The sequence below is a fragment of the Providencia alcalifaciens DSM 30120 genome, assembly GCF_000173415.1.
GTDB lineage: Bacteria > Pseudomonadota > Gammaproteobacteria > Enterobacterales > Enterobacteriaceae > Providencia > Providencia alcalifaciens.
Genome location: NZ_ABXW01000044.1, coordinates 1 through 13,721, shown reverse-complemented (window position 1 = coordinate 13,721; position 13,721 = coordinate 1). Strand labels below are relative to the sequence as shown.

Genomic DNA, 13,721 nt, shown 5'->3' with positions numbered 1-13,721 from the left:
TTTAAAATCTAGAATTAAGTCACCTTTTTTCAACACCCGAGGAGTTTCCTATGAGTGATACCCAAAATCAAAACTACTCATTTGTCTTAATGGGGGTATCGGGTAGCGGCAAATCAGCAGTAGCGAGTGGCGTTGCTCAGCAGTTAAACGCGGCTTTTTTAGACGGGGACTTTTTGCACCCGAAATCCAATATCATGAAAATGGCATCAGGACAGGCTTTGAATGATGATGACCGTCGTCCTTGGTTAGAAGCTCTTAACAGTGCTATTTTTGCAATGCAAAGAACGAATCAAGTCTCGTTAGTTGTTTGCTCAGCATTGAAAAAAAGTTATCGCGATATTCTGCGCCAAGATAATAAAAATCTATATTTTATTTATCTAAAAGGAGATGCAGTCGTTATTGAAGAACGCTTAAAAGCACGTCGTGGTCATTTCTTTAAACCTGAAATGTTGAAATCACAATTTGAAACGTTACAAGAACCTGACGCGCAAGAAACTGATGCTTATGCTGTCGATATTCGTCCTGCCCTCGATGTGGTTATCGATAATACCTGTGCCACTATTCGTCAAATTATGACGGGAGATAAAGCATGAACGCACCTGTAGAAACATTAAGTACCTTAACATTGGTACTGACTGCCGTTGGCTCGGTGGTGTTATTGCTATTTTTAGTCATGTACGCACGTTTACATGCATTTGTTGCTTTGATGATTGTCTCGATTGGCGCAGGGTTATTCTCTGGAATGCCAGTTCAAGATATTACCGCAACCATGCAAAAAGGAATGGCAGGAACGCTTGGATTTCTCGCAATAGTGGTTGCTCTGGGCGCTATGTTCGGAAAAATTCTGCATGAAACTGGGGCATTAGACCAAGTTGCTCATAAGCTGCTGGATTTATTCGGTGAAAAACGCGCGCACTATGCTGTTGGGATTGCCGGATTAATTTGTGCATTACCGCTATTTTTTGATGTTGCGATCGTTTTATTAATCGGTGTGGTATTTGCCGTCGCAAACCGCACAGGCCATAACGTTGTGCGCTTAGCCATTCCTCTGTTTGCAGGGGTTGCTGCTGCGGCCGCCTTCTTGTTACCGGGACCGACTCCTATGCTGGTGGCTTCGCAAATGGGGGCGGATTACGGTTGGATGATCTTAATCGGTTTATGTGCTGCTATCCCTAGCATGATTTTAGCCGGTCCACTGTTCGGAAGTTTTATTAGCAAGTTTGTTCACATTGATATTCCTGCTGATTACCAAGCGCCAAAAGCAGCTGACGGTAAAATGCCAAGCTTTGGATTCAGCTTAAGCCTCGTGTTGTTCCCACTGTTACTGGTTGGATTAAAAACGATTGGTACGCACTTTGTTGAAAAAGGATCTAACTTAGAAAACTGGTTAGAGTTTATTGGTCACCCATTTACTGCCTTATTACTGGCGTGCTTATTGGCAATCTATGGTCTGGGTTTCCGTTACGGTATGGACAAAGAGCGTGTGATGGCAGTGTGTTCTGCGGCAATTCAACCTGCGGGTATCATTCTGTTAGTCACAGGTGCTGGTGGCGTATTTAAACAAGTGCTGGTGGATTCTGGTGTGGGTCCAGCCCTCGGTGATTCACTGATTGGTGCAGGCTTGCCTATTGCTGTTGCGTGTTTCGTGTTAGCGGGCGCCGTGCGTGTTATCCAAGGTTCTGCGACAGTCGCGTGTTTAACGACCGTAGGTTTGGTATTACCAGTTATCGGTGAGTTAGGTTATTCCGGTGCTCAACTTGCTGCACTAGCAATTTGTATCTCAGGTGGTTCATTAATTCTGAGTCATGTGAACGACTCTGGTTTCTGGTTATTCGGTAAATTTACGGGTGCGACTGAAGCACAAACCTTGAAAACGTGGACTCTGATGGAAACTATTTTGGGTACCACAGGGGCCGTTGTTGGAATGATTTTCTTCACGTTCTTGTAAGACTCTTTTTGGTAGACAAGATGGAAAGCCCACTTCAGATTCTGAAGTGGGCTTTTTTACGTTATAGCACTGTTTTATTTAATGATATTTTAGGCAAAATGACGTCGTTCATTTTACTTGAGGGTACCGATGTTCTATGAGCCTGAGAGGCTTGAGTCGTTAAGGAAATATGCTGAGTAAACAGTGAAGAGAGACCTAAATCATGGGTTGCACAGAAAACAATTGAGTCTTCTAACTTAAGTTCTTTTCTAATGAGATGCATAAAGTTGAGTGCATCTTTTGATGCCATAAAAGCCGTAGCTTCATCTAAAAATATGATCTCTGGTTGCTTGAATAAGGAACTCACTAACATGAGTTTCTGTTTTTCCCCTGTAGAAATAGGAAGATCTGCGATAAGTATATCTTCTAGGGTTTCTTGGCTGATTTTTAATTGGGGGCAGCAAAGCATAATGAGGCGAGCCATAGTTGCATCATCGAAAATTCCATTAAGATTAAAATTATCTCTCAAGGAACCATTAAAATAGGCAGCAACACCCGAGTAGTATGCGATTTTTTGCTGAAAATAGGATCTGGAAATTTCATTCAATTTAATATTGTTAATCGAGATATCGCCAGAGTAATTTTGAGAAATACCACAAAGCACGTTTATCAGAGATGTTTTCCCTGACCCCGATATACCAGTAATACCAATAAACTCCCCTGCTTTAACTGTCATGTTGAGATTATCAACTCGTTTTTTTTCATCAATATTGAGTGTTAAATTTGTTGTTTGAAAAATATGTGACTTACTGATTTTCAAACCATTTTCTTTAAACCTAGGTGTTAGGTTATTGATGAGTTGATTAATACTGGATCTGATGTGAAATAAATGTGTTTTAACAACAAAACTGCGGTTAATTGCGCCTGTGATGGCTGCTGAAAGTCGTCCATTGATAATTAAAACGGCGATAATGGATGCCAAGCTGAGCATTCCATTTCCTACGGCTAGGTAGCAAGTGATATACATGACCATCATAGACAGAAATGAATTGGTTCTGATGATCTCTGCCCAATGATGATTTGCATCATTTAATTTTAATTTAACGTTCTCATCTTCATGGTTCTTGGTATCGACATATTGATGAAAATTATTTTCATCAAGGAAGCGAAGCTCCTGCTTTTTTTGCTCTAATGAGTAGTACAGAGCTGATTTTTCATAGTTAATGCTATTGGTTCGCAACATGTTTTGATAAGAGCGGAAGCGAACCTGCACACAGATAAACGCAAGGGCAGAATAATATAAAAATAACAAAATAGAATAAAAACCCAGCATACTGATAATGCATAATGAAAATAAAATCGTTAATCCAATATCATAGATAATTTGTGGCTTAAGCTCCCAGACTTGTAGAATAGAAGATTCCGCTGTTCTGACTTTAATTGAAGCACTTTTGCAATTAGAACGCTGCAGCAAATCCAGAAAATAGCGGTTGAAAATACCAATATTAATTTTTATTTCTTGGAGATTTTGTTCATGAATGAAATGTTTAATGAAAAACTCAATTCCAATAATAAAAACAAAAATAAAGCTAATATATAATAATGAGCTAATGGATTCGCTATAAACTAATCGAGAATTAAATAAGTTTGAATATAAAGGGAGTAGTAAAGCGAATAAAATTAAAGGTAAAGAAAATAGAGAAGATTTTGGGGTTAGCTTAACTAATGAGTTAAACATTGAATCTTCAGCTAAGTCTTTTGGTATGCCGCGAAAGAAAAATAAGTTTTTACTTTCAAGTAATTCTTTCGTGACAATGACATTGTTGGTTAAGTTAGAAAGTATTCCAACCTGATTCTTAATGAGAATGTACTCGCTATCTTTCAGCTCCATGATGAAAAGCTGAGGTAAATTTTCATTTTTTGAGTAAATAATGGATGAATACTGATAAGTAAAAAAATCATTATCAATAAAGCTGTTAATATTCTTTAGAATATTGGATTGCTCATAAGGTTTATTTTTTAAATTTATTTTTTCTCCAAGTTCATTGAAGTATATAAAAATGATATTGTTTAGATTGTTTTTTTTCACTTTCTTTCTCTTTTCCCTTGAGGAAACAACTGTTTAATCCATTCTTATCTTCAGCGGGCTTGAGTGCCTTTATGCTTATTTGAGGAATGTTCTTTTTTAGATAAACAGTATTGTAAACCGTATAAGTTAGTGCAGTATCAAGTGTTAGGTTATTCCCATAGCTACAATAGATTTCAATACTTTTAATTTTATTATAATCAATCGTATTGAGTATTTCGTAATTGAAAGTTAATGATTTCATTGTGTTGTGAATGTTTTTATTTTTATTTATATCTTTACTTTCACCACCATTATCTTCAATGCCCAATATTTTTGCTTTATTTTTATTTTCTTCCATATCCATAGCACTAGACATGACATTCGCTAAAAGAACGGCCATTAATAAAATCATGACGGAAACTGACGCGGAAAGCGCGGAGACAAAACCTAACATATCGTTACCAAACGTTAAATGAAATATTATCGCCAATGAGTGCCGTTAGATAATTTAATACTGAAATTTTCTTACTAGAAATATATATCATTACGGGTAACCCATCATGTTCCGGTTCAATGACCGAATCTTGATTTGGCGTGATTTGTACAGAATAAAAGCGCTCTTGAGTCATTCTATCTTTATCAGAAAATGAGTCGGCACTAATTTTTGACACTTTCCCATGGATTATTTTTTTAAATCCAGGAGAGTTAACGACAATTTTTACCGGTAATTCAACCGCAATAAAAGGGCGATATTTTGCATATACTTTAGCGTCGATAACCCGCGTATCTTGTTGTTTTTTTATGACCATAACTAGGTTAGAAGCTTCAACGTATGAACCTTGTTCTAACTCTTTTTCTATACTCAGAATAATGCCATCAGTGGGTGAAACAACACTGTTTGCCCTGATTTTATTTCTTAGTAATTCAATTTGACCACTATTTTCTAATTTTTCTTTTTTCAAGCGATTGAGTTGCTCTTCATTTTCTTGTATTTCACTAATTAATCGTGTTTTGTGCTTTTTTTCCAATAAAGAAATTTCACGTATTAATTTTTGAGCAGTTAATTCACCTGAATTGATCAGTGCTAATGTCCGGCTAACTTCCGTATTGTTATTCAATTTTTCAAGCTCGGGTGCTCTCGCATTATTTAAAAGCACCTCCTTTCTTTTTAGAATTTTTATTTGATTTTGAAGCTCAGTAAGCTCTTTGTTCTGCGCTAAATATTGTGCTTGTAAGTTATTGGTTTCCATGATTAAAAGCATATGCTCAGATAACTCTTTATACGCACTGAGGGTTTTGCTTCTGTCATTTTTTGCCATATACTGAAATTCATCTTCATTATTGATTAGACCATTAATAAGCCCATTTAATAACTTTTTGTTCTCCTCTAAATCATCAATGCGTTCATTAGCAAAATTGACTAAGTTAGACAGCGTTTTTTCTTGATGAAAAACATCTAAGTTTGTATAAGAAAATAGAATTTGATTTTTTTCTATATGATCACCGGTTTTAATCTTAAATTGGTTGATAAATCCTGATGCTGGACTGATTATCTCTAGCTTGTTAGATAAGCCTGAAATGACGCCATCACCTGGGGATGAAACATCAATTTCAGCAAGAAAAATATATCCCCAAAAAATGATGGTAAGAGCAAAGACAATTTTTATCTTTTTAGGAATTTTTTTTAGATAGTTAAGATGGATTTTCAATTTCAGCGAGCTTCCCTGTTAATTGGATGTATTCCATTTTATTTTTCATATCAGCGATCATTGATTCAGTGATTCTTCTTTCAATGGTCAACATGTCAAATAAAGTGTTAACCATTTCATAGAATGAAGATTGAGAGATATCATACTCACGTTCTTGACTTTTTATCATAGAAGATAATGTATCTCTCTGATTTTTTAAGTTATTTATCTCAATTTCATTCGACGTCGCAATGATGTTTAAATTTTTGACTTTGGCTGTCATTTCACTGTGTTTATAATCGACTTTCCCCTTTGCGGCCTCATAGAGTTTCAATTGGGATAACTCATTCAATTTTTTATCAATATCAAAAATATTTAACTTTAGCTCGACGCCGACATATGATTCGCTATGGTTTCTACTTTGATTTAAATATCGTTCTTCAGCTATTAAATTCACATTAAAAAAAGGATCTTGCTGTTGAGCGTTTTCCTTGATTACATTTGCTTGTATTTTCAATATATTATATTCAATGTTATTTTGAATACTTTGGTCATTTTGAATTTTAATGTTATGTATATTTTTAATAAAATTTTTGGGTAAACTAACGCCATTGACTGGATAATCTAATCCGGAAATGAGTTCAATATTGGATTTATATTGCATTATCTCTTTTTCAATATTTTTTTGCTCAATATCTATGCGTTGCATTAGTAGCATTGCTTGCTCTAAGTCACTGGATTTAGCAACACCATTTTTGTAACGACGATCAATTAAATCAAAAATTTCTTTTGAGTTTTTGTTTAAATTAGCCGTTTTTTTAGTTAATTCGTTAAGAAAATAAATGCTAAGAAGATTATTTGTAATCGATGCATATAAATCGTCTTTCTCTTTATTTAAATTCAATTGTGAAACTTTTAGTTTCAGCTCTTTTTCATTAAATCGATGATTTAACGCACTATCATAAATAAGAGATGTTGCCGTCAAGCTACTGTTTACATTAGCATCGCCATGTTTCAACTTGCTTGTCGCACTCACTTTAGGTAAATAAAAGTAATCGGTCTGTTTTGCTTTATACCCTTCAGATTCTAGTTCTAACATTTTTATTTTAATAGGATTAGAATTATCTAGTACTCTATTCATAAATGATTCGAAACCATCTTCTTTTTTATTCGCTAAACAGGTGTTGATTAAAATCAATCCAAGTGATAAGCCTAAGACAATATAAGATATACGCATGTAACTATTCCACTGATAATAATGATATTAATTTTTTCTTGCTTTCTAAGGCTTTGGATTTTATCCATTGAATAGAATTTTTTACTTCTAAAATTTCTTTCTCTATTTTTTCATTATTCAACAGTCTGCTTTTTTTCTCTTCTAATAAATGCATGTCATATTTTATATACCAATCATTTTGTGCATCTTTCATCGTAACTAATGTTTGTAAGTTCGCTGTTGTTATTTTTGTTAGTTCTTTGAGTGTATTAGAAATTTCTGTCGCTAATTGGTTATCTTCTGAGACTGATACGAACTTTTGGGCAATGCCTACATTTACGGCTTGCAGAGAAAACAGGGTTTTATGAATATCATTGAGTTCTTCAAAATTAGGCTGTGAATGTTTGCTTTGATCTTTAATGTAAAAGAATTGGAAGAAATTTAAGCTAACTAACAGTAAAACAGAAATTGAGACACCTAAAATAGAGGTCAAAAAGGCAAATGACATAGAGTCTAAAGCCATGGAAATTGATGAAATCATCGCATTCATTTTTTCTGCTACATCACCTTCTCCAGCAAGAGATGCCGATATTGCCGTTATCATTCCAGTTAAACCAATAAATGTTCCGACTAAACCTAAGGATACGGTTACCGAGGCTGATAATTTTGTTTGATTAGCGAGAAAAATATAATTTTTTTGTGATTTCTTTTTAAGGATCTTGTGGCATAAGAAAATAGCCAATGGATAAATATAAATACCAATCATGGTATAGCTTATTTCAGGAGCAAGTAGGATACATTGCTGTATCATGTCTTTTATTCCAGTGATTAGCCAGCATGCAAGAAAGGTAATAAGGTAAAGAAATAGTCCGATATAGTACATTTATTTGTATTCCCAATAGATACATGAATTCCATCCTGGGCAAATTTCATTCGTTCCTTTTTTTAGAATGACTTTTTTATTGCGACCAAGATTTTTAATGATTGATGCTACATAAAGTAAGTTATAGGTGTTTTTTTCTTGACTGTTTTTGATGTTTTTATCTATATAACCATGTAAAATAATGCTGTTTTTATCATTCTCATTGAATTCTTTTGCTAATAAATCGATCTTTTCATCAGAAAGGTTTATTCCGCCTTTGAAATAAAGAACTCGGTTTGATATATCGATCTCTACATGTTCAAACTTCAACTCCCCATAATTAATATACGTGCTTGCAGTTTTTAAACCACTGAAAATAAATACCATTGATACTAAGATAATAATACAAAGTGTTCCGCTTAATCCATCTACCATAGGTGCTAGCTCTTCATCTGAGCCATCATAGTCTTCTTCCATTTTTTGTTTTCTTTAAAATAAATTCATGTCAGGTATTATAATTATAATTAATTTTGACACATCTGGTTTTAAGTTCATAAATATAGGTTCTGAGTTCACGATATGCTTTGCATGATTTAATTAGGTTTAAAATAGATATAATGCGATTTATGAAAATTGCTAATTGGCATCTAATTAATCACATTAATATCTTTTAAATGGCTAGCTCAATGAATTCAAATAACATAAATACGATTCAAGTAAAAAACTTTAAGGTTCAAGGATTAGACCTTATTATTACAACCCCCGATGGAAAAACAGAAATATTAAAAAATGGTTTATCGGATGTCATTTTAGGTGATGTCGTTTTATCCACAGAGCAGGGGGTTGTGCTTACCCAAGATGAGATTTTGTCATCAATATCGATGAATGTGGGAGCCGATGCTGTTTATATTAAGGAACAATTTGTCAGCGACACGGTGGAGGTCGACGCGGTAGAACAAAAAAAACAGAACAATGAAGAAGGCGATGCTGAGCAGCGATTCGAAGAGACACTTGCCGAATTACAACAAAAAAATAAGGCTCTCTCTGAAACGGTTCGCACGTTAGAATCGTCAAATGAAGAAAAAAAAGAGCAATTAAGTTCATCGTTAACAAAGTTAAATCAAGCAAAAAATGAATTAAATCAAAAAACTAAAGCTGAAGATACTAAAATAGATATCACAAAAAATGATTTGTCCTCTCCAGCCTCTTCAACCATTCCCTCACCGTCAACACCATCATCAACACCATCATCCGTCAATAAGGCTAAGGATGTGGTTACGCCTTTAAAAACCAATATCTTTATTCAAGGTCGGCTCGATGACACAACGAATTCTGATATTTCGAGCGTTCAGATAACCAAAGTAAATACCCCGACATTTATTGGGAAAGTGTCACTTGATGCAACGGCATATCTAGAAATTGCAGGCAAAAAATATCCGATTAACGCAGATCAAGAAGGGAATTGGTCGTTATCAATCAATACGGCATTACCCGATGATGCTTATGAGTATCAGTTAGTGGCATCTCGTGCTGACGATAAGCCTGTGATTGTGGAAGGAAATATAATCATTGATACCACGCTACCTGAGGTGACTGTTCATTTAGCAAGCTATTCAGATAGTGGGGTGGATAATGATGCTATCACTCATCAAACACTGCCCACATTCATGGGGAAAACTGAGCCCAAGAGTGTGATTACATTAGTGATCGCCGGACAACATTTATCTACAGCCGCGAACGAGCAGGGGGAATGGCGGATTACGGTAGCGCAAGCATTGCCTGAAGGCGAGTTAACCTATCAAGTGACTGCGGTAGATAAAGCCGATAACAGCCAAACAATCCATGGCGTGGTTACGATCAAAACGACGTTACCAGATGCCACAACATATTTAGAAAATACGGATAATTTTATCACTAATAAGGCTATGCCTGTGCTGTTAGGGCAAACAGACGCACAAGCCGTTGTCACCATTAATCTTGCTGGGCAAATTTATACGACAAAAGCGGATGATCAAGGTCATTGGTCATTTGCGGTGCCTGAAGCATTACATGATGGGCATCATTTATTCTTGGTTACGGTAACGGATATTGCCGGCAATCAAGCTTCATTCACTGAAAACATACATATTGATACTGCGCACCCTTCTAGCCATGCAACGCTCAGTACTGCTACAGATAGTGGGCTAATAGGCGATCAGCTAACGAATCATACGAGTCCGACTCTAATAGGAAAAACCAAGCCTCATGCAACGGTAACAATTCACTTTGAAAATCAAGATTATCCAGTAACCGCAGATACCGCAGGTGAGTGGACATGGTCGATACCACAGGTATTAGCCAATGGTATTTATGATTATCAGATTACAGTTAACGATCTGGCGGGAAATACATCGACAGATAAAGGATCATTGACCGTTGATACCCAAGTTGAGTTAACGGCGAAGCTAGATACGACGAGCCAAAGTGAACATGCGGTTGATGGCATAACAACAAATTTAATCCGCCCCCAAATCAGCGGCACCTCTGAACCAAAAAGTAAAATAACGGCTGAATTTAAAGGAACCACAAAAACAGCCTATACCGATGAAAATGGACATTGGTCCTTGACCTTTGACACCAACGCAGCTGTCGGGAAAGAGAATAATTATCGGATTATTGCTGAGGATCTTGCCGGAAATAAAACGACAATCGAACAACAGTTTACCTTCGTTCCACTAGGAAACGGTGCATCAGAAGCGCCACTTCCTACATTATCAGTGATGTTAGATGAACGTAGTGATAGTGGCGTAAAAGAAGATTACATTACGAACATTAACATCTTGAGTTTTAAAGGGCTGGCGACTAAAGGGGCGAAAGTCAGTTTTGATATTGGAGGGAAACGGTATGAAACCACAGCCGACCACACTACTGGAAAGTGGGAAATCAAGACCGAAACACTACAGGATGGAAATAATCGCTATATCGTGACCGCAACCCATCCTATCAATGGGAGAAGCTTGGATGTACAAGGCAGTGTTTTCATTGACTCGATGCTACCAATATCAACGATTGAGCTCACTTCAGAAACTGACACTGGCACGAAAGGTAATTTCATTACGAGCCACCATAAACCCGTCTTTACTGGACAAGGTGAAGTGGGCTGCCAAGTCACACTGACATTGAATAATGAAACCATAAAAACCACAACGGATAAGCATGGTCAATGGTCACTACAGCTATCCAAAGAATTGCCAAAGGATTTTATTGGAAATTATCAAATCATTATCACGGATGCCGCAGGGAATGTTTATGAAAAAACATCACAATTAGTGATTGAAAGCCACGCGCCTTATTTATCAGAGATTAGCTTAGACGTACCTTGGAAAGCGGGTAAGTTTGATGGTGCGAAATCAACCAATGACTTAACCCCCGATTTCTCAGGTGAAGCCTCTCCAAACTCAACGCTAAAATTTGAATTCGAACGGGTACACGGCGGAAAGAGTCATAAGTTTTCCTTTCCAATCACTAACATTGATGAGAAAGGTCATTGGACTTTTAGTATTCCAGAAGGAACCCTCGTGAAGGACTCAGGCTACCTTCTCAACAATATTACTGTCATTGCAACATCGCCAGCAGGTCACGTTTCACAAAAAGTATTTGATAAGGTGGGTATGCAGGTTAAAGACAGCGTGTTGCATGTTACTAGCCAAGTTGCTGCCATATCGAGTTCCACAGGCATGGATGATAACTATCTCAGTGTCTCTCGCTCCCCTAAATTAAAAGGGACAATTTCGGGAAGTGCTGACCGCGATGAACTAAGAGGCGTGATTAAAATAGCGGGTAAAAGTTATGGATTAACACTGTCAAATGGGCGTAAAAATTGGGAGGTGCAGCTACCTGATACACTTCAATTACCAAAAGGGGATACTCCATTTACCCTTGAATTTACTGATGTTTACGGTTCCATTCGAACGTATTCTTCTTATGTTACGGTATCAGACTTTAAAATTTGGTTAGACCCGGATACTGATACTGGTACTGCCGGTAATCACTACACGAGCCATCAAAAACCTGCCTATAAAGGTAAAGTTGAGCCAGGGGCAATGCTGTACGCAAAAATAGATGGGAAATCTTATCCTGTTGATATGAATGCTAATGGCGAATGGCGCTTTGAAGTCCCGATTCATGGTGAAGGTGCTTATCCTGTGACATTTATGGAAGAGGACAGCGGATTAGCCATCGGGCAGGTCACGCTAAATATCTTAACAACAGCACCGCAATTCGATAATTTCTATATAAAATCCAGTGAATTACATGGTGATACGGGGGTTGCGAATAACAGTAATGCCGGATTACGTATTACGTACACGGGTAATATTGATTATTACATGATCGAAGTGAATGGAAAAATTTATAAACATACGACAAAGCTAAAAGAATTTAATGGTAAAGAGACCATGATTGGGGAAAGTATCCGTTTACCGAATGGTATCTATCCCGCGAAAATTACGGCTTTTGATATGGCAGGAAATAAGACGGAACATGAATTAGAACTGAAAGTGCTCAGTGGTGCAGAGCGAGATATTCCGCCTAAGGTTGAATTTGAACTCAATGGAAAACAGTTCACCTCCGCAGAAAACAGTAAGCTAATGTTTAATAGCGATGCTCTCAGCTTGACGGGGAAAACGACATCTGCCAGTCACATTGAAATCAAAGACGCCAATGGAAAAGTGATTGGTTCAACTCAAGCAGATAATGGCGGTAACTGGCGTATTTCACTGCCTAAAACAAGTATTCCGTTTAATCTTAAACAAGATGAAGAAATTAAATTCACGGTGACAGCACAAGACCTCATCGGTCGAGAAACTCACCTGAACTTCAATTTGGTTTACGATATCCAACCCCCAGAGATAACGGCTGAATTAGAAGACGTTTTATCTTTAGGTCATCAAACGAATGATAATACACCGACCTTGAGTGGACAAACGAAAGCGAATGCCACTGTGACGATCATCATCGATGGGAAAACACACCAAGTGACCGCAGATACAGCCGGTCATTGGTTATTTACACTGCCGGATAAGAATGCGTTGAAAGATGGCCATTACGATTATCAGATAACAGCGACTGATATTTTAGGGCAGGTGAGTACACAAAGTCTCAGCGGCAGTATTCAGATCAAAACTGCACCTTTAGTTGAAGTTGGGTTGGATAGTGACTCGGACTCCGGAGTGCAAAATGACAATATTACCAATACTCAGAAACCCAAATTAAGAGGGATGACTGAGCCAAATGCGGATGTGCGGGTAATTTTTGATAACCAATTGGCTCAACCCTACCAAACAAAATCAGACCAAAATGGTCATTGGTTTATCGAGGTTACTTCCGAACTGGCAGAGGGGCATCATGACTATATTGTTACAGTGAATGACGTTAAGCAAGGTATTCGTGGTGAGATGGCTGGTGAGTTCACTATTGATTTAACGGCACCAACTGAGCTGACGGCAGGTGTTTGGCATGAATCAGAACAAGTCATTAAAAATACGGTATTAACAAACTCTGCGACACCCACTTTTAAAGGTCAAAGCGAACCTTTTGCATTGGTAATATTAAGTATTAGCAAGGTAGGATCTCACACGATAGATATAAGCCAAACCGTAAGAACGGATGAGAATGGTAGCTGGGTTTTGACACTACCTATTTCTAGCGCATTAGAGGATGGACAATATGTTTATCGTGTAGCAGTGGAGGATAGCGCGGGTAATTTAGGGGAAGCGAATACCGAACAAACTGGTGTTATCACCGTTGATACCCAAGCACCGACTTTAGCGGAAGACACCCCACTGACACTCACTAATCTGGCTCAGCCAACCTTCAGCGGGGAGACCGAAGCAGGGTTGACGGTGACGCTGGAGATTGACGGCAAACGCTATCACAGCAGTGCCGATCAAGACGGTAAATGGCAAATTCAGGTGGGCGAC

9 protein-coding genes are annotated in these 13,721 nt (G+C 37.3%); 3 read left to right on the top strand and 6 right to left on the bottom strand.

Going from position 1 to position 13,721, the window contains the following annotated elements; translation table 11 throughout:
- Nucleotides 1-50 precede the first annotated feature (50 nt).
- Complete coding sequence (gntK, locus tag PROVALCAL_RS07405) at nucleotides 51-593, top strand: gluconokinase (RefSeq protein WP_006658558.1); 543 nt, start codon at nucleotides 51-53, stop codon at nucleotides 591-593.
- Nucleotides 590-1,948: a gluconate transporter gene (gntU, locus tag PROVALCAL_RS07400; protein WP_006658557.1), complete on the top strand. Its 1,359-nt coding sequence runs from the start codon at nucleotides 590-592 to the stop codon at nucleotides 1,946-1,948. The genes gntK and gntU overlap by 4 nt, the downstream gene beginning before the upstream one ends.
- A 61-nt stretch (nucleotides 1,949-2,009) precedes the next feature.
- Here gntU and PROVALCAL_RS07395 read toward each other — a convergent pair whose 3' ends face one another.
- The 6 genes from PROVALCAL_RS07395 to PROVALCAL_RS07370 form a co-directional block, all read right to left on the bottom strand.
- Nucleotides 2,010-4,016 carry an ATP-binding cassette domain-containing protein gene (locus tag PROVALCAL_RS07395; protein ID WP_006658556.1) on the bottom strand — a complete coding sequence of 669 codons (2,007 nt, stop codon included), beginning with the start codon at nucleotides 4,014-4,016 and terminating at the stop codon, nucleotides 2,010-2,012.
- Nucleotides 3,970-4,449, bottom strand: coding sequence for a hypothetical protein (locus PROVALCAL_RS07390; protein ID WP_006658555.1), 480 nt, complete (start codon nucleotides 4,447-4,449; stop codon nucleotides 3,970-3,972). The genes PROVALCAL_RS07395 and PROVALCAL_RS07390 overlap by 47 nt, the downstream gene beginning before the upstream one ends.
- Before the next feature lie 4 nt (nucleotides 4,450-4,453).
- Entirely contained in the window at nucleotides 4,454-5,704 is a 1,251-nt protein-coding gene (locus PROVALCAL_RS07385; protein WP_006658554.1) for a beta-barrel domain-containing protein, read from the bottom strand.
- The gene (locus PROVALCAL_RS07380) at nucleotides 5,688-6,920 is read right to left on the bottom strand and encodes a TolC family protein (protein WP_006658553.1); all 1,233 of its coding nucleotides are present in this window, start codon (nucleotides 6,918-6,920) and stop codon (nucleotides 5,688-5,690) included. Before PROVALCAL_RS07380 ends, PROVALCAL_RS07385 begins: the two co-directional genes overlap by 17 nt.
- Before the next feature lie 4 nt (nucleotides 6,921-6,924).
- Complete coding sequence (locus PROVALCAL_RS07375; RefSeq protein ID WP_112860679.1) at nucleotides 6,925-7,710, bottom strand: hypothetical protein; 786 nt, start codon at nucleotides 7,708-7,710, stop codon at nucleotides 6,925-6,927.
- Between the two features lie 72 nt (nucleotides 7,711-7,782).
- Nucleotides 7,783-8,238 (bottom strand): hypothetical protein, encoded by a 456-nt coding sequence (locus PROVALCAL_RS07370; protein WP_006658551.1) that lies wholly within the window; start codon nucleotides 8,236-8,238, stop codon nucleotides 7,783-7,785.
- Nucleotides 8,239-8,447: 209 nt separating this feature from the next.
- Here PROVALCAL_RS07370 and PROVALCAL_RS07365 point away from each other — a divergent pair.
- A partial coding sequence (locus tag PROVALCAL_RS07365; protein WP_039861759.1) for an Ig-like domain repeat protein occupies nucleotides 8,448-13,721 on the top strand: 5,274 nt, incomplete at its 3' end.